Here is a 17676-nt window from a genome sequence, read left to right as displayed (position 1 = left end):
CGAGTAACCGGCTCGGGGGCGAGGACGTCGGACCCGAGTTCGGGCCGGCGCACGGGCCGTGCCGCCGCCGACGGGACGCGGGTGATGCGATCTGCACATATACGCACCTCGCATCACCGAGCGCCAGGCTGCACCCCACTCCACCCCACCCACACTCGCACCCATCCCCCTCCCCCACCCCACCCGCACCCATCCCTCTTCCCCGCCACCGCTCGCTCCACTAAGGTGAGGCTCACCTGATCGATCGGAGACTCTGTGACAGCCACCCCGTCAGCGCCGCCGCGCGCCAGCTCCCCCAAGCGCGGCCTGACCGGCGCGCTCCTCAAGGCCTGGGGCGGCTCCGACCTGCGCCTGACCGTGCTGGACCGCGAGGACGTCGCGGCCGACTTCGTCCGCCTGCGCGTCGACCTGGACGGACTGCTCGGTCGTGATGACGTCTATCCCACCTACTGGTTGCGCTTGTGGTTCACCACGCCCGCCGGCCGCGGCCATCAGCGGGCCTACACCCTCGTCGACCCCGATCCGGAGGCTGGGACGGCGGGGATCGAGTTCTTCCTCCACGACGGCGTCGCCTCCGATTGGGCGCGCGTCGCCCGGACGGGCGACACGATCGATGCGACCGTCCTCAACGGGAAGGACCCCGTCGCCGACTCCCCCGCGCACCTGCTGCTGGTCGGCGACGGCTGCTCGTACCCGGCGATCGCCGACACCCTGCGCCGCCGCCCCGAGATCCCGGCGACCGTGCTGCTCGAGCACGGGAGCCCCGCGGAGGAGGAGTGGGCGCTGCTGCCCGAGGAGCGCGAGGGACTCAAGCTCCGCCGGCTGCCCGCCGACGGGTCGATCGTCGAGGCCGCACTCGACGCCGCGACCGTGGCCCCGGCCGGCACCCGTGCCGTCGTCGCCCTCGAGGGCGCGCCGACCCGGGCGCTCTCGTCGGCCCTGCGCAGACAGCTGGGCTGGTCGAAGGAGCAGGTCCACGCCCTCGCGTACTGGAAGAAGCGCTAGGCCCCGTCGCGAGCCCTACCCCTCGCGGCGGGCCACGGTCCGGAAGCCGGCGTTGCCCATCGAGGAGTCGGGGGTGTTCTGCGAGCGCGCGGAGTTGCGGTAGCGGTTGCAGTAGGAGAGGTGGCAGAGGTAGCTGCCGCCGCGGAGGACCCGCGCCTGACCGTCCTCGGGGCCCGTCGGGTCGACGACATCCCCGCGCAGGCCGGGCCGACGGTAGGCGGCGGGGTGGAACCAGTCCTCGCACCACTCCCACACATTGCCGACCATCTGCCACAGTCCGTAGCCGTTGGGTGCGAAGGAGCGTCCGGGGGCGGTGGTGAGATAGCCGTCCTCGAGGGTGTTCTCCCGCGGGAAGTCGCCCTGGAAGATGTTGGCGCGCCAGCCGCCCGCGTCGACCTCGGCGTCGCCCCAGGGGTACTTCGCCCCCTCGATGCCTCCGCGGGCGGCGTACTCCCATTCAGCCTCCGTGGGCAGGCGGCGACCCGCCCAGGCGCAGTAGGCCTGGGCGTCGTTCCAGCTCATGTGCACGACGGGATGATCATCGAGCCCGTCGAGGTCGGAGCGCCGTCCACCGGGGTGGCGCCAGTCGGCGCCGCGCACGCCGGCCCACCAGGGCGTGCCGGAGGCCGGGCCCAAGAGGTCCTCGGGCGGAGCGGCGATCGCGAGGTGGAAGACGGCCGAGAACCCGAAGGACTCCGCCTCGGTGACGTACCCGGTGTCCTCGACGAAGCGGGCGAAGGCGTCGTTGGTGACGGTCGTGGCGTCGACCTCGAGGGCGCTGATCGACACCTCGTGACGCGGCACCTCGCCATCGGCCCGGTTCCGATCCCCGGAGGAGTCGCCCATGGTGAAGGTGCCTGCGGGCACGACGACCTGCTCGATCGGATGGCGACCGGTCTCGGCCGACGGGGACGGGCGAGGTGAGGGGACGGCGAGGTCGGGCAGCAGCTGCTCCCGGCTCGGGGTGCCGCAGCCGCATCCGCATCCGCATCCGTTGGTCATCGAGGAGTCTCCTGTCGCCGGTGGTCCCGGCTGGGCCGTGCGTCCCCGGGCCGAGGGCTCCATCCTCCCTCGCCCGGGCCCCGGCGCGGGAGCGCGTGTCGCCCGAGCGAGGCCGGGCAAGACGGCGCGCGTCGCCGTCGGGGGGCGCATGTGGGGGTCGGGACGCGGGTGATGCGAGGTGCGGATATGTGCAGCTCGCATCACCTGCGTCCCGCTGCCCCGGCTCACGCGTGCGGCAGGACCAGCTGTTCGAAGCGCTCGGCGATGATCCGCAGCGCGTCGTCGACGGGGGTGGCCCAGACATCCTCGTGGAAGATCTCCACCTCGATGTCGCCCGTGTACCCGGCGGCGGAGATCTTCGAGGTGATCGACGGGAAGTCGATGTAGCCGTCGCCCATGTAGCCGCGGGAGTTCAGCGGCTCCGCGGCCAGCGGCAGGTTCCAGTCGCACACCTGGTAGCTGAACAGGCGGCCCGCCGCGGCGGCGCGCTCGATCGCCCGCTCGAGGTACGGATCCCACCACACGTGATAGGTGTCCACGACGACCCCGACGGCGGGGCTGCCGGAGGCCTCGGCCATGTCGAGCGCCTGGTCGATCGTGGAGAGCACGGCACGATCGGCGGCGAACATCGGGTGCAGCGGCTCGAGCGACAGCGTCACCCCGCGCTCCTCCGCGTACGGCGCGAGCTGCGCGATCGCCTCGGTGACGCGGGAGCGAGCGCCGACGATGTCCTTGTCGGCCCGGTCCACCCCGCCGACGACGAGCACCAGCGTGGGCGCGCCGAGTCCGGCGGCCTCGTCGATCGCCCGACGGTTGTCGTCGAGCGCCGCGGCGCGGTCCGCGTCCGCGGAGGCGGTGAGGAAGCCGCCGCGACACAGGGTGCTGACCCGCAGGCCGGCATCGTCGACACGTCGGCGGAGGGCGTCGAGCCCCACCTCGGCGACGTCCTGCCGCCACAGGCCCACGGCGTCGATCCCGTGAGACGCGGTGGCCTCGAGGAACTCCTGCACCGGGGTGGTGCGGCAGGTCCAACGGTTGATCGACAGGCGCGGGGTGCCGTGCCCGATCCGCTCGGAGGGCGGGACGTTCATCGGGTGCCTCCCGCGATCTCGTAACCGTTCAGGCGGAGCATCCCGTGCCAGCGCTCGGCGGCGAGCGCCGGGTCCTCGAGATTGCCGGTCGCGGCGGCGAGCTCGATGGTGCGGGAAAGATGCGGCAGGCTGCGCGCCGAGTGCATGCCACCGATCATGGTGAACGCCCGCTGGTGGCCGTTGAGCCAGGCCATGAAGGCGACCCCGGTCTTGTAGTGGTACGTCGGGGCGGAGAAGACGTGGCGCGCCAGCTCCTCCGAGGCGTCGAGGATGCGGCGGGCCTCGTCGGCGTCGCCCGCGTCGAGCGCCTGCACCGCGGCGGAGGCGGCGGGGGCGGTGACCGCGAAGGCGCCGAGCAGCGCGTCGGAGTACGCGCCTCGCACCCTGCCCCCGTCGGCCGGCGTGCCGGTGCCGTCGCCGACGATGAGGTGCGAGAAGTGGAAGTCGTCGCCGGTGAACATCGTGACGCCCTCGGGCAGCCGCTCGCGCACCGCGACCTCGGCGGCATCGTCGAGCAGGCTCATCTTCACGCCGCGGATCCGGGAGGGGTCCTCGCCGATGATGCGCAGCAGGGTCTCGGAGGCCGCGGCGGTGTCGGACGAGCCGAAGTAGCCCTCGAGGTTCGGGTCGAAGGCGGTGCCGAGCCAGTGGAGGACCACGGGCTCGCTCGCCGTGGCCAGCACGCGGCGGTAGACATCCTCGTAGTCGGCGGCGGAGCGGGCCGCGCGGGCGAGGTGGCGGGAGGCCATGAGCACCGCCCCGGCACCGGTCGCCTCGGTCGCGGCGAGCTGCTCGGTGTAGGCGTCGACGATCTGATCGAGGCTCAATTCGGCCTCGGCCCGCTGGTCGGTGGAGACGCCGGCGACGACGAGGTCGCGGACCTGCGCCCCCTCCGGGAAGACGGCCGCGATCTCCGGATCGGCGAGCGCGGCGCGGGCGGCGTCGGCGCTGCGGGCGATCAGCTCGCGGGTCGCGGCGGCGTCGAGGCCCATGTTGCGCTGGGCGGTGTCCATCGCGTCGGCGACCCCGAGGCCCCGACGCCACATGGTGCGGCGGAAGGCGAGGGTGGCATCCCAGTCGATGTCCGCCGGGGCGCCGGGGGTGTTGTCCCCGTGGACCTGCGGGGTCACGTGCACGGCGGCGAACACCGTGCGGGAGCGCAGCGGCGCCGTCGGGGGCGGGAAGGCGGCGGCCTGGCCGAGGTCGACCTCGCGCAGCGAGCCGTCCTCGTCGAGGAGCGTGAGTCGGAGCTGATCCGGCGTCGCGGTCATCGGGCTCACGCCTCGGTGAGCGGGTCGAGGCTGATGCGGCGGCCCTCGGCGGCGGAGCGCAGCCCCGTCTCGGCCAGCCGCACGCCGCGCGCACCGGCGAGCAGGTCGAAGGGGTAGGGGCGGCCCTCGACGTAGTGGCGCAGGAAGTCCTCCCACTGCACCTTGAAGCCGTTGTCGTAGCCGTCGGGGCCCTGGTTGTCGGGGACCTCGATCCAGTCGGCGCGGTAGTCGTGGGGGTCGCGGACGTCCGGGTTCCAGACCGGCTTGGGCGTCGCCTCGCGCGGCTGGATGCGGGCGCCGTGCAGGCCGACGACGGCGGAGCCCTTCGTGCCGTCGACCTGGAACTCGACCAGCTCGTCGCGGTGCACGCGCACGTCCCAGCTGGAGTTCATCTGCACGACCGTGCCGCCCTCGAGGCGGAAGACGCCGTAGGCGGCGTCGTCGGCCGTGGCGGTGTACGCCTCGCCCTTCTCGTCCCAGCGGGTGCCGATGTGGGTCGCGGTCTGGGCGTAGACGTCCTCGATGCGACCGAAGAGGTCTTCGATGACGTAGTTCCAGTGGGGGAACATGTCGGCGACGATGCCGCCGCCGTCCTCGCTGCGGTAGTTCCAGGAGGGGCGCTGGGCGGTCTGCCAGTCGCCCTCGTAGACCCAGTAGCCGAACTCGCCGCGCACGGAGAGGATCTCGCCGAAGAAGCCGGAGTCGATGAGGCGGCGCAGCTTGAGCAGGCCGGGGAGGTAGAGCTTGTCGTGGACGACGCCGGAGACGGTGCCCGCCGCCTTCGCGAGGCGGGCCAGCTCGAGGGCCTCCTCGAAGGTCTCGGCGGTGGGCTTCTCGGTGTAGATCGCCTTGCCGGCGGCGATCGCCTTCTTGAGGTTCTCCACGCGCAGGTTCGTGACCAGGGCGTCGAAGTAGACCTCGTAGTCCGCGTCGTCGAGCGCCGCGTCGACGTCGGTGGTCCAGTTGTCCAGGCCGTGCTTCTCCGCGACGCCGCGCAGCTTCTCCTCGTTGCGGCCGACGAGCAGCAGCTCGGGCAGGAGGCGGTCGCCATCGGCGAGCAGGACGCCGCCCTGCTCGCGGATCGCGAGGAGCGAGCGGACGAGATGCTGGCGATAGCCCATCCGCCCGGTGGCGCCGTTGACGATGATGCCGATGCTACGAGTGGCCATGGAGAACTCCTGGAGGTCGAGGTCGCGAGGTCATGTTCGCGGGGTCGTGGACATGAGGTCGTGGTCGTGGACCCGGGGAGTGCCCGGGCCGGGGGCGAAGGGGTTCGCGGAGAGGACGGTCCTCGGTGATCGTCCGTCACCCCAAAGGGCAACCGCTTTCCTGGGGATCAGTCAATCACGTCCCTGCCGACGGGGCAAGCACTTTCCCTCGGTCGACCCCTCGACGCCGACGGGCCTCACACATAGGATGAATCTCAAGAGATCGGCGCGACCGCCACTCTCGTCGCACCGGCTGCCGCGCCACCCGGTCTGCCCGTCGGCGCCACATCACTACCCTCCTTTCCTCCACTCTCCTCGGGAGATACTCCATGGCATCTTGCACGGACATCCGTCGATCCCGTCCCGCCGACCGCTGGCTCGAAGCCCTCCCTCTCGGCAATGGTCGGATAGGTGTGATGGTCTGGGGCGATCCGACGGCGCCCCGCTTCAGCCTCAACGAGTCGACGCTGTGGTCAGGGTCTCCCACGACCACCGAGCGCTGGTACACCAGCGCCGAGGACGCGGAGGCCGCGCGCTTGCGAGCCTGGGAGCTGTTCCGCCGGGGAGAGGTGCGCGCGGCGCAGGAGGCGCTCGAGGAGCTCGGGGCCGCCTGGTCGCAGGCATACCAGCCCGTCGGAGAGCTCGTGGTGCGCCTCGACGGCGCCGCGACTCCACCGCCGGCCGACTACGAGCGCGTGCTCGACCTCGCGCGGGCCGAGCACGTCGTGCGCGCGAGCGGTGCGGAGCACCTCACCCTGGTGAGCCTCGCCGACGAGGTGCTGGTCCATGCCATGCCCTGCCCGGCGGGCGTCGCGGTGGCGCTCGAGCTCACCTCCCCGCTCGTCGAGGAGCGTCAGAGCGCCGACGACGACGGGCTCACGGTGGTGCTGCGCGCCCCGTCGGACGGCGTCCCCACCCGCCACGCGGAGCTGGCTGAGCTCGCCTGGGACGAAGAGGGCGCGAGCCGCGCCGTCGTCGTCGTGCGCACCAGTCGCGAGAACGGACGCCTGCTGGTCACCTGCGCGATCGGGACCACCTGGCAGGGGCTCGGGCAGCAGCCGGACCGCGACCTGGAGGAGGTGCTCGCCGCAACGACCGCGCAGGCGGAGCAGGCCCTCGCGCAGGGCGAGGCCGAGCTGCGACGCCGCCACCGCGAGACCCCGCTGCCCGGCATCGACGAGGTGTCGCTCGAGCTCGACGGCTCGGAGTCCGCGCAGCTGCTCGCCACCATGGTCGCCTACGGCCGGCACCTGCTCGCCTCGTCCTCGCGGGCCGGCCTGCCGCCGGCGAACCTGCAGGGGATCTGGAACGACCGGGTGCTCGCGCCGTGGAACTCGAACTACACCGTGAACATCAACCTCGAGATGAACCACTGGGCGGCGGGCGTCGCCCACGTGCCCGGAGCGGCCGAGGCGCTCGACGGCTACACGGCGATGCTGCGCCACGCGGGACAGGAGACGGCTCGCCGGCTGTACGGAGCGCGCGGCTGGACCGTGCACCACAACTCCGATCCCTGGGGGTACACCGATCCGGTGTCCGGGGACCCGAAGTGGGCGACCTGGCCGATGGGCGGACTGTGGCTCGAGCGCGAGCTGGACTCGATCGCCTCCTTCAGCGGCGAGGACCCCGTGCTGATCGCCGAGCGCCGCTTCCCCGCCCTGCGGGAGGCGGCGGCGTTCGCGCTCGACCTGCTGCACGAGGCGGAGGACGGCACGCTGGTCACCTTCCCCTCCACCTCCCCCGAGAACGAGTGGCTCACCGAGGGCGGCGAGGCGGTCGCGCTCACCGCGGGCGGCGGGATGGACCGCTGGCTGCTGCACGACGTGCTCGGATCGCTGGTGGCCTCGGCGGAGCTGCTGGGCCGGAGCGAGGACGAGGTGGTGCGGGAGGCAGCCGCGGCGCTCCCGAGGATCCCCGGCCCCCGCCTCGGCGCCGACGGCCGCGTCCTCGAATGGCACCTCGACGGGGTCGGCGAGGTGGAGCCGACCCACCGGCACGTCTCCCACCTGGGCTTCGAGTACCCCGGCGCGACCCCGCAGCCGCCGGAGGTGTCGGCCGCGGTGGTCGCGTCGATGGAGGCGCGCGGCGACGAGGCGACCGGTTGGTCTCTGGCCTGGAAGACGGCGCTGTGGGCTCGGCTGCACCGGGCGGACAAGGTCCAGGATCTGCTCGAGCTGTTCCTGCGCCCCGCCGAGCTGCCTGACGGCTCCGAGCGCAGCGGGCTGTACCCGAACCTGTTCTCCGCGCATCCGCCGTTCCAGATCGACGGCAACATCGGCATCGTCGCCGCGATCGCGGAGTGCCTCGTGCAGAGCCACCGCGGCGAGATCGAGCTGCTCCCCGCCGCGGCCCCGATCCTGGCCACCGGGTCCGTGCGCGGACTCCGCGCCCGCCCCGGTGTCGCCGTGGACATGACCTGGGAGGACGGCACCGTCACCGCGCTCACGCTGCGCGCCGTCGGCCCGGGGGCGCTGGGGCTCCACCGAGTGCGCCACGGGGAGCTGCGGGCCACCGTCGAGCTGCGGGACGAAGCGCCCGTGACGGTGACACTGCACAAGGCGGGGTGACCCCCGGGGCCGCCCCGCCCGGCCGTCGTCCGCTGCGCCGACGAGCCGGGCCGGCCGGGCGCCCTCAGCCGAGAAGCGCGAGCAGTCGCTCGACGGACTCCTCCCCGCGGAACGAGTGACCACCGGGGGTGACCACGAGCGTCGGGGGCTCGGCACGCTGCGCCTCCCAGACGTGCGCGAGGCCGGCATGGGCCGCGCGGGTCGCGGCGATCGGGAAGATCGGGTCCTCCTCCCCCGCCTCGAGGACCAGCGGTCGCGGCGCGATCAGCGCGGCGATGTCCGCCATCTCGAGGTCCGGGAGGAGCCCCGGGATGATGTTGCAGGGGCAGTGGCGGATCGCGGCGATGCTCGCGGCGAAGGACGAGAAGTAGTTCGCGACCAGGGCTCCTGCCAACTCGGGCACCGCCGCGGTGAGAAGCAGCGCGACCGCTCCCCCGCCGGATCCGCCCGCGACGGCGACCCGCTCCGGATCCACGCCGGGCAGGGCACGCAGCGCGTCGGCGGTGGCGGCGGCATCGGCGACACGCTGACCCATCACGGGCCGGCCGTGGAGGAGGAAGCGGGCCGCGTCGATGCCGCACGAGCTGTCGCCCGGGCCGGCCGGCTCGAGGTCGGGGCGGGCGGATTCCGTGCGGCGCCGCCCGAACGAGAGCATCTCGGGGGCCAGCACCGTCACGCCGCGGGCGACGAGCTTGTGCGCGAGCCGGTCGTGGTACTCGTCGGCCGGATCCTCCGCAACGAGCCCATCGATGCCGGGGCCGTGGCCCGCGACGAGCACCACCGCCGCGCCGGTCGCCCGCTCCGGGGCGGGGCGCAGCAGGAAGGCGGGGATCTCGTCGCCCGAGCCGGTGCGCACCGTGACCAGCAGCGGACCGTCGTCCTCGCGCGCGGGCGGGTCGACGAGGCGCCCGGTGGTGGACGGGGCGGGGAGGCCGGAGGCCACGAGGGCGGCCGCGGAGCCGGTGGCCGGGCGGGCGGGGCCGTCGAGGCCGAGGAGGGTGCGGAGCCGGCCGCGCCCCTCCTCGGTGCCGGCGTGGGGGCTGCGGGAACGGGCGTTGTCCATGAGCGACAGTCTTCCTCGATTCGGCCCGGAGCGGCGGTGAGCAGGCGGCGGGAGATGGTCGGCATGATCTTCCCCGATCCCTGCGCGCTCCCGGCCCGGAATCTCCGCAGAGTGGGGGGAATCCGGGCCGGATAACCCCCGAAGTGCGGAGGTTTGCGGTGGTGATCGGACGGGACTCGGGGATCCGGGGGTCGGGCCGGTCGGACGGGGCGACGGGGGCCGACGGGGCGCGGCCGGCAGGAGGCACCTCTCGCCGGTCAGCCCTTCACGGAGCCGATCATCGCGCCCTTGACGAAGTAGCGCTGGACGAAGGGGTAGACGGCGAGCATCGGCAGCGTGGCCACGGCGATGACCGCCATCTTCACGGACTGCGCCGGGGGCACCACGTCGACGACGGTCGCGTCGGCATTCATGCCGCTCGAGACGATCACCACCTGGCGCAGCAGCACCTGGATCGGCCACTTGCTCGAGTCGTTGATGTAGAGGACGGCGCCCATGTAGGTGTTCCAGTAGGTCACCGCGTAGAAGAGGCCGATCGTCGCGATCGACGCCATTGACAGGGGCAGCACCACCCGCAGGAACACGCCGATCTCGGAGCAGCCGTCGATGCGCGCCGCCTCCTCGAGGGAGTCGGGGATGCCCTGGAAGAAGTTCCGCATGATCACGAGGTTGAAGGCGTTCACCGTCGCGGGCAGGATCAGCGACCACAGCGAGTCCAGCAGCCCCAGCTTGGAGACGACGATGAAGGTGGGGATCATGCCGCCGCTGAACAGCATCGTGAAGATGACCAGGAAGTTGATGGAGCGGCGGCCCAGCAGGTACGGCTTCGCGAGGGCGTAGGCCATCATCGCCGTCACCACGAGGCTGAGGAAGGTGCCCACCACGGTCACGAAGACCGAGACGCCCATGGCCCGGAAGATCGTGGGGGTGGAGAGGATGTACTGCCATGCGGCGAGCGTCCACTCCTTCGGGATCAGCACGAAGTTGCTGGTCGCGAGCTCGCCGGGGGTGGCGAAGGAGCTGCCGATGACGTGGATGAACGGGATCAGGCACATGAGCGCGAAGCCGGTCAGCAGCAAGATGTTCACCGCGTTGAAGATCCTCTCGCCGGTGCTGCGGCGGCGCAGCTTGGGCTTGCGCGCCACGAGCTTCGCGGGCTCGACCTGATCCGGCGTGGCGGACGGCGTCGGGACGGGGGTGACGGTCATCGGGGGCTCCCCTCGGGCAGGGGCCGCAGCGCGAACAGCGCCGCGGCGGCGAAGAACAGGAAGGCGACGGGGTAGAGGATCAGCTGGCTGCCCAGCAGGCAGACGCCGCCGGCGGCGAGGAACCACCAGCCGGGGGCGCGACGGGCGGGGCGGGCACGGTGATGGGCGATGCCGCCGGCGGCCAGCAGCAGGAGGACCACGAGGGACATTCCGAGCCAGGCGGCGAGGGTGTCGCCGAGGACCCGCGCCTCCTCGCCGCTGAGTCCCGAGCCCTCGCCCACGAGCGCCGGCATGACGACGGCCTCGAAGGTCTGCTGGTCGATGCGGTTCATGACCAGGGTGAACCCGCCGTGGGCGATGAGCGCGGCGACCATACCCAGCCCCACGAGAGTCATCTCGACGGGCCGGCGCACGCGCCGTGCGGGTCCGGCCGACGGCGTGGTTCCGGCCGACGGGGCACGACGCACTCCGCGGCGGCGGCTCTCGGTCATGGTCATCGCTCCGTCACCTCGCCGACCACACCGGTGCAGTCCTCAGCGAGGAGAAGCGGCCCGCCGGCCCCGCGCACCCGCACCCGAGTGAGCAGCGCGCCGCGCACCCCGCCCAGGCGCAGCCCCTCGCGGGTGACGGGGACGAGACCGTCGGCCATCTCGGGGACACCGGGGCGGGGGTCCTCCGCGAAGGTGACCGAGAGGTCCTCGATCGAGAGGTCCTCGATCGGCGACTCGGGCAGCCCGAAGAGATGGCCGGCGCTCGCATGGACCCGGGTCGCGGTCAGATGCGCGAGGTGCAGACCGCGGATCGCCGGGGTCCCGGGACCGACGGGGCGGGCCGAGCGGTCGCCGACCAGCTCCGTCTTCCCCTCCGGGCCGCAGTGGTAGAAGGAGTTGATGGTGATCGGGCAGGTCACGTCGTCCATGACGATGCCGGTGACGCGCAGGTTCTCGATCAGCCCGCCGCGGCCACGCCGGGTCTTCACGCGGATCCCGCGGTCGGTGCCCTGGAAGACGCACGCGGAGATGACGACGTTGCGCACGCCGCCGGCCATCTCGCTGCCGATCACCACGCCGCCGTGGCCGTGGACCATGGTGCAGCCGGTGACGGTGATGTTCTCGCAGGGCACCCGGGCGGCGGTCGCCTGGGTGCCGGCTTTGATGGCGATGCAGTCGTCGCCCACGTCGATGTGGCAGCCGCTGATGTGCACGTCGCGGCAGGACTCGGGGTTGATGCCGTCGGTGTTCGGGGAGTCCGCGGGATTAAGGATCCGCAGCCCGGCGACGGTCACCTGCTCGCACAGCGAGGGGTGGACGGTCCACGCCGGGGAGTCGCGCAGGGTCACGTCGCGGAGAGTCACGCGGCGGCACTCGTGGAGACCGATCAGGGTCGGCCGGGGATGCTCGAGGGTGCCGTCGTGCTGGCGGTCCCACCAGGGGGCGCCGCCGCCGTCGATCGTGCCGAGCCCGGTGATCGCCACGTCCTCCTCCCCATGGGCGTACAGGCAGGGCGAGTGCACGAGGCCGGTCGCGCCCTCCCAGCGCGCCTCGACCACCGGATACAGCGCGGGATCGGGCACGAAGCGCAGCACGGCTCCGGCTTCCAGGTGCAGCTCGACCCGTGAGCGGAGGCGGAGCGCCCCGGTGCGGTGCTCGCCGGCGGGCACCACCACCCGGCCGCCGCCGCGCGCGGCGGCGTCGTCGATCTCCCGCTGCAGGGTGGCGGTGGCGGGGGCGAGAGCGTCGAGGTCGGCGAGCTCCCGGGGAGGGCTGAGGGTCACGGGTCGTGCCTTTCGGGCGAAGGTGGAGGGGGCGCCGGAGGGGCGCTGCGCCGGTGGGTCCCGGCGGGGCGCGCGGCCGACGGGGGCCGCGCGCCCCGCAGAGGGGGACCGATCAGTTCACGGCCTCGTAGGCCTCGGTGTACTCGGCGATGATGTCGTCGAGGCCCTGCGAACGGGCGGCCTCGATCGCGGCCTCGTAGTCGGCCATCGAGGTCTGGCCGACCATGAAGGTGTTGTACGAGTCGTTGAGCGCCTTCTCGATCGTCGACCACTGCGTGTCGTAGGTCGCCGAGGTGAGGGACTGCGCCGGGTTGGTCACCACGTACTCGTCGTTCTCGGCCATCTTCTCGTTGGCCTCGTTGACGTACGGGTTCGTCGACTTGTAGATCTCCACCTGGTCCGACGGACGCGAGCTCGAGTACGGCTGGACCTGCTGCTCCCACAGCGGCTGGTCGATGATGTTGACCGCGCCGTCGGCGTCGATCTCGTAGTGGGTACCCTCGATGCCGTTGGTCATCAGCTGGAAGGCGGGCTCGTCGAGCAGCTTGTCGATGAGGGTCAGCGCCCGCTTGACGTCGTCCTCCCCCTTGAGCGACTGGGTGTTGAAGGCCATCAGCCCGCCCATGCCGCCCGACGTGTCGGAGACGATGCGGCGCGACACGTCGCCGTAGGTCATGTCGTTGACCAGGGCCCACTGCACCTCGGTGTCCGGGTTGATCGACTCCGCGAGGGACATGTAGTTCTTCGCCTCGAACAGGCCCGTCACCACGATCCCGCCCTTGTCCTGGGCGATGGCCTGCTGCTGGTTCTGCTTCTGGACGGTCACGAACTCCTGGTTGATCAGCTTCCGCTCGAACGCGCCGCGGTACCACTCCATCGCCTCCTTCCACGGCTCCGTGGTGCAGGCCGGGACGATCTTGCCGGCGTCGTCGAGCTGGAACTTGTCGCCCGCGCCGAAGTAGCCAGCGAGGGAGCGGAACCCGACGGCGAAGCTCTCCTGGCGGTCGATGAAGCCGGTGACCTGGGCGCCGGTGCCGGTGGGGTCGCCGTCGACGAAGGCCTGGGCGACCTCGAGCAGGTCGTCGAGGGTGTGCGGCACCTCGAGTCCGAGGCGGTCCAGCCAGTCCTGCCGGACCAGCACGCCGTAGCGGGCGAGCGGCTTCTGGAAGGGGACGCCGTAGAGGGTGCCGTCGAGGCGTGCGGACTCGATGATCGTGGGGTTGATCGCCGCGAGGTTCGGGAACTCGGCCAGGAACGGCTCGACGTCCCAGAACATGCCGGACTTCAGCGGCTCGCGCACCGCTGCCATGCCCTGGTTGAGGGTGTTGATGTCCGCGAGGGACCCGGAGGCGAGCGCCGCGTTGATCTTCTCCTCCTTCGAGGCGTCCGGCACCCACTGGTACTCGAAGTCGACGCCGCTGTGCTCCTTGAGGGCGGCCATGATCGGACCGGCGGCGTCCGGGGTGGTGGGCGTGTGCAGCATCGACATCCAGGTGAGGGTGCCGCCCCCGCCGGACTCGCCGCCCGAGCCGCCGCCGCTCGAGCTGCCGCAGGAGGCGAGGGCACCGGCGCCGGCGAGGCCGGCCGCCGCGAGGGGCAGGGACTTGAGGAGGGTTCTGCGCTGGATCATGAGAGGTCCTTTCATCGTCGAAAAGAAGAGGTCGTGGTGATGGAGGGAGTGGTCGGTCAGGTCTGGAGGTCAGGGACCGCAGAGGCGTCGACGCCCCGAGAGGTCATGCGAGGTGGCCTTCCGTGAGGGGCTGGGATTCGGTTCCGGCCTCGGCGTTCCGGTCGAGGTCGGTGAGGACGGGGCGCAGGATCAGGGCGACGGCGAGGAACGGGAGCACCGCGCCGAGCAAGGGGAACAGGGCGACGGCAAAGCGGAGTATGACCACCTCGGCGAGCGCGACGGCGAGGGCGCCGATGATCGTCCAGTGCAACGAGCCGACGCCGAGCAGCAGCGCACCGCCGATCTGCCGGGGCAGGCCGCGCAGCTCCGTCGCGGCCATGACGAAGAAGACGTAGGCGCCGATGATCAGGAGCACCGCGAGGGCCAGGTGGTTCGCGGCCCGCAGGTACCAGTCGTCGAGGCTCAGGAGGTTCACGCCGATCACCACGCCCACGCCGGAGAGCACCAGGCCCATTCCGATCGAGGCGCCGAGGCGCTCGCGGGCGTCGCGCAGGAAGGTGCGCACGGTGGGCGGGGTGCGGCCGTGGCGGAACCAGCCGTCGAGGTACTTCGCGAGCGCGTAGCTCGCGGGGCCGACGCCGAGCACGCCCAGGCCGAGGAGCGTCACCGCGGTCCACAGCAGGTTCAGCAGGATCAGGCGCCAGAACCCGCCGAGCCAGCGGTTCAGCGTCGCGAACGACTCGAAGGAGAAGAACATCGGTCACCTCCTGACGGCGGCGGCCGTCAGTACACGCCTTCCTCGCCGAGCTTCTTGGCCAGGGAGTTCGCGCCGATCACGAGGATCAGCCCCACGAGGCCCTTGAAGAGGCCCACGGCGGTGGCGAAGCTGAGCTGCCCGTTCTGGATGCCGGCGGTGTAGACGTAGGTGTCGAAGATTTCGCCCACCTCGCGGTTCATCGAGTTCAGCAGCAGGAACATGTGCTCGAAGCCGAGCTCGAGGAAGTCGCCGATCGAGAGGATGAACAGCACGATGATGGTGGCGCGGATGGCGGGCAGGGTGATGTGCCAGGTCTGCTTCCATCGGTTCGCGCCGTCGATCTCGGCGGCCTCGTAGAGGCTCATGTCGACCGCGGTCAGCGCGGCGAGGTAGACGATCGTGCCCCAGCCGGCAGTGCGCCAGATGTGCTGGAAGACGTACATCGGCCGCAACCAGTCCGGATCGGTGAGGAAGCCGATGGGCTCGCCGCCGAGGGCGACGATGAGGTTGTTGATCGCGCCGCCGTCGGTCGTGAGCATGACGTAGAAGATCGACACCACGATCACCCAGGACATGAAGTGCGGGATGTAGATGATCGTCTGCACGCTGCGCTGGAACAGCTTGCTGCGCAGCTCGTTGAGCATCAGCGCAAGGATGATCGGCACCGGGAACGAGATCAGCATCAGCAGGATCGACAGCACCAGGGTGTTCCGCATGAGCATGAAGAACGTGTCCTCGGTGAACAGCCGCACAAAGTGCTCGAAGCCCACCCACGGGCTGCCCATGATGCCCAGGAACGGCTTGTAGTCCTGGAACGAGATGATCAGCCCACCCATCGGCAGGTACTTGAACACCAGGAAGTACACGATGCCGGGCAGCGCCATCAGGTACAGGGTTCGATAGCGCCAGATCTTCTGCGCCAGCGACGACCTCCGCCGCTGCACCGGGGGTCGACCCGAATCGTCCGCGGATTGGGTCTGTGCACCCGCCGCCGCTGCGGTCCGGGTGTCGATCACGGGGTCAGCCACCATGGATGAACCTCTGCTCCTCATCGAGAGTCGGGCGAGAAACCGTTCCCTGGGAAACCGGTTCCTCGCGTTCGCCACAGTCTGGAGGTGACCCCTGCTGCTGTCAACGGTTTCTGCCGGATCTCTTCCGTCGCGATCGGACTTCCCACGCGGAGATCGCACATCATCACAGGTCAGACGTAGGTCACGAAGAGGTCTCGGCAGACGCCGGGCCTGCGCCGCACCGTCGAGGCGGCCTCCTTCCCGACTCCGAGTCCTCCTGCTACGGTGTGCGATCAAGTCCTGAGAAACCGGTTCATCGTTTCTCGCGTTCCTCGACCGGGACGTTCCGGTTTCCCGCGTCCCGGCGCCTCGCGGTCCCGTCGTCCCGGGTCATCCCCGTCCTGCGTTCCTCACCCAGCTCAGCCCAGGAGTCCCCGTGGAGCATCGTTCGAATCCCGTCCTCGACGCGGACTGGCCCGATCCCGACGCGATCCGCGTGGGCGACGAAATCTGGATGATCGCCTCGAGCTTCAACCGCGCGCCCGGCCTGCCGGTGCTGCGCTCGCGGGACCTCGTGGACTGGGAGCACGTCACCAACGCGCTGCCCGCGGTGGTGCCGGAGGACCACTACGCCCTGCCCCGTCGCGGCAGCGGGGTCTGGGCGCCGTCGCTGCGCGAGCACGCGGGCACCTTCTACCTCGTCTATCCGGATCCGGACCACGGCATCTTCGTGCTCACCGCCCCGCATCCGTCGGGCCCCTGGAGCGCGCCGCACCTGCTGCTGGCCGGCCACGGCCTCATCGACCCCTGCCCGCTCTGGGACGAGGACGGCCGCGCGTATCTCGTGCACGGCTGGGCGAAGTCCCGCGCGCGGGTGAAGAACCTGCTCAGTGTGCTCGAGGTGACCGAGGACCTGACCGCCGCCCTCTCCCCCACCCGCACGGTCATCGACGGCGACGCGATCCCCGGCATGGTCACCCTCGAGGGGCCGAAGGCCTACCGCCGTGACGGCTGGTACTGGATCTACGCCCCCGCCGGCGGCGTCGCCGAGGGCTACCAGGTGGTTTTCCGCTCGCGCGACATCCACGGCCCCTACGAGCACCGGATCGTGCTCGAGCAGGGGTCCTCCTCCGTGAACGGTCCGCACCAGGGGGCGCTCGTCGACGACGCCGACGGGAACCTGTGGTTCCTCCACTTCCAGGACCGCGGCGTGTTCGGTCGCGTCACCCACCTGCAGCCCGTCACCGTCGACGACGAGGGCTGGCCCCATATGGGTGAGCCGATCGACGCGGTGCGCGGGCGACCTGTCGACGTCGTCCCCGCCCTCGGCGCGACCGCCGTCGGTCCCGACCTCGACTCCCCCGTCGGCCCCCAGCCCACCTGGTCGGAGCCGCAGCGCTCGGACGACTTCACCACCCCCGAGCTCGCCCCGCGCTGGCACTGGCAGGCGAACCCGCAGACCGACTGGCACCGCACCGGCGACGGCGGTCTCGACCTCGCGCTCGCCCCCAGCCCCCGGGGCGACCTCAGGGACCTCGGCGCGATCCTCGGCCAGCAGCTCCCCGGCCAGCCCTCGACCTGGTCGACCCGACTCACCCTGCCCGCGCCCGCCGGCGCGGCGGAACCCGCCCCGTCTGCCGCGACGGCGCCGACAGCAGCGCCGTCGGCCGCCCCCGCACCATCCGAGCGCGCCGGGATCGTGGTTCTCGGCCACGCCTACGCGTGGGCCGGGCTGCGCCGCGACGCGGAGGGGGTCGCGCTGGTCTCCGGCACGATGGCCGTCGACGCCGCCGCGGAGGAGGTGCAGGTCCACCGCCTGCTCACCGCAGATCCGGGCACCGAGGTCGCTGTCGGCCTCCAGCTCGACGCCGCCGCCGACGGCCGCATCACCTTCACCGCTCACCTCGGCGACGAGCGCCTGCCGCTGCTCGAGGGATGGCCGGCCGTCGAGGGGCACTGGATCGGCGCGGAGGTGGGCCTGTTCGCCACCGCCCTCGGCATGGTGCACCATCGTCTCGAGGATCGCCGCGCCCGCTTCGGGCCGGTGGTCGTGCGACGTGGCGGACGGGAGATCTGATGGTGCGAGGACG

14 protein-coding genes are annotated in these 17676 nt (G+C 71.7%); 3 read left to right on the top strand and 11 right to left on the bottom strand.

Annotated elements, in window-relative coordinates; all coding sequences use genetic code 11:
* Positions 1-255 precede the first annotated feature (255 nt).
* Positions 256-1005, top strand: coding sequence for a siderophore-interacting protein (locus tag ACZCAH_RS12620; RefSeq protein ID WP_464341407.1), 750 nt, complete (start codon positions 256-258; stop codon positions 1003-1005).
* 15 nt (positions 1006-1020) lie between these two features.
* Here ACZCAH_RS12620 and ACZCAH_RS12615 read toward each other — a convergent pair whose 3' ends face one another.
* The 4 genes from ACZCAH_RS12615 to ACZCAH_RS12600 form a co-directional block, all read right to left on the bottom strand.
* The gene (locus tag ACZCAH_RS12615) at positions 1021-2007 is read right to left on the bottom strand and encodes a formylglycine-generating enzyme family protein (protein ID WP_464341406.1); all 987 of its coding nucleotides are present in this window, start codon (positions 2005-2007) and stop codon (positions 1021-1023) included.
* 224 nt (positions 2008-2231) lie between these two features.
* Positions 2232-3098: a sugar phosphate isomerase/epimerase family protein gene (locus ACZCAH_RS12610; protein ID WP_464341405.1), complete on the bottom strand. Its 867-nt coding sequence runs from the start codon at positions 3096-3098 to the stop codon at positions 2232-2234.
* Positions 3095-4369, bottom strand: a complete 1275-nt coding sequence (locus tag ACZCAH_RS12605; RefSeq protein WP_464341404.1) for a DUF993 family protein — start codon at positions 4367-4369, stop codon at positions 3095-3097. Before ACZCAH_RS12605 ends, ACZCAH_RS12610 begins: the two co-directional genes overlap by 4 nt.
* A gap of 5 nt (positions 4370-4374) precedes the next feature.
* Entirely contained in the window at positions 4375-5538 is a 1164-nt protein-coding gene (locus tag ACZCAH_RS12600) for a Gfo/Idh/MocA family protein (protein ID WP_329746198.1), read from the bottom strand.
* Positions 5539-5906: 368 nt separating this feature from the next.
* Here ACZCAH_RS12600 and ACZCAH_RS12595 point away from each other — a divergent pair, with 368 nt between their 5' ends.
* Positions 5907-8144: a glycosyl hydrolase family 95 catalytic domain-containing protein gene (locus ACZCAH_RS12595; RefSeq protein WP_464341403.1), complete on the top strand. Its 2238-nt coding sequence runs from the start codon at positions 5907-5909 to the stop codon at positions 8142-8144.
* A gap of 64 nt (positions 8145-8208) precedes the next feature.
* Here ACZCAH_RS12595 and ACZCAH_RS12590 read toward each other — a convergent pair whose 3' ends face one another.
* From ACZCAH_RS12590 to ACZCAH_RS12560, 7 genes are all read right to left on the bottom strand, one after another.
* Positions 8209-9207 carry an alpha/beta hydrolase family protein gene (locus tag ACZCAH_RS12590; protein WP_464341402.1) on the bottom strand — a complete coding sequence of 333 codons (999 nt, stop codon included), beginning with the start codon at positions 9205-9207 and terminating at the stop codon, positions 8209-8211.
* A 257-nt stretch (positions 9208-9464) separates the two neighbouring features.
* Complete coding sequence (locus ACZCAH_RS12585) at positions 9465-10415, bottom strand: carbohydrate ABC transporter permease (RefSeq protein ID WP_464341401.1); 951 nt, start codon at positions 10413-10415, stop codon at positions 9465-9467.
* Positions 10412-10906 carry a hypothetical protein gene (locus ACZCAH_RS12580; RefSeq protein WP_464341400.1) on the bottom strand — a complete coding sequence of 165 codons (495 nt, stop codon included), beginning with the start codon at positions 10904-10906 and terminating at the stop codon, positions 10412-10414. The genes ACZCAH_RS12585 and ACZCAH_RS12580 overlap by 4 nt, the downstream gene beginning before the upstream one ends.
* A 2-nt stretch (positions 10907-10908) precedes the next feature.
* Entirely contained in the window at positions 10909-12189 is a 1281-nt protein-coding gene (locus tag ACZCAH_RS12575) for a glycoside hydrolase family 28 protein (RefSeq protein WP_464341399.1), read from the bottom strand.
* 112 nt (positions 12190-12301) lie between these two features.
* A complete protein-coding gene (locus tag ACZCAH_RS12570) occupies positions 12302-13819 on the bottom strand; it encodes an extracellular solute-binding protein (RefSeq protein ID WP_464341398.1) in 1518 nt (505 codons plus the stop codon).
* Positions 13820-13922: 103 nt separating this feature from the next.
* Positions 13923-14576 carry a DUF624 domain-containing protein gene (locus ACZCAH_RS12565; RefSeq protein WP_464341397.1) on the bottom strand — a complete coding sequence of 218 codons (654 nt, stop codon included), beginning with the start codon at positions 14574-14576 and terminating at the stop codon, positions 13923-13925.
* A 26-nt stretch (positions 14577-14602) separates the two neighbouring features.
* Positions 14603-15607, bottom strand: coding sequence for an ABC transporter permease (locus ACZCAH_RS12560; protein WP_464341396.1), 1005 nt, complete (start codon positions 15605-15607; stop codon positions 14603-14605).
* Between the two features lie 415 nt (positions 15608-16022).
* Here ACZCAH_RS12560 and ACZCAH_RS12555 point away from each other — a divergent pair, with 415 nt between their 5' ends.
* Complete coding sequence (locus tag ACZCAH_RS12555; RefSeq protein ID WP_464341395.1) at positions 16023-17663, top strand: glycoside hydrolase family 43 protein; 1641 nt, start codon at positions 16023-16025, stop codon at positions 17661-17663.
* The last annotated feature ends 13 nt before the right edge of the window (positions 17664-17676 follow it).

Source organism: Brachybacterium sp. B718/18 (genome assembly GCF_055454375.1).
The sequence above is the reverse complement of the archived record's forward strand: the minus strand, read 5'-3'. Positions and strand labels throughout refer to the sequence as shown.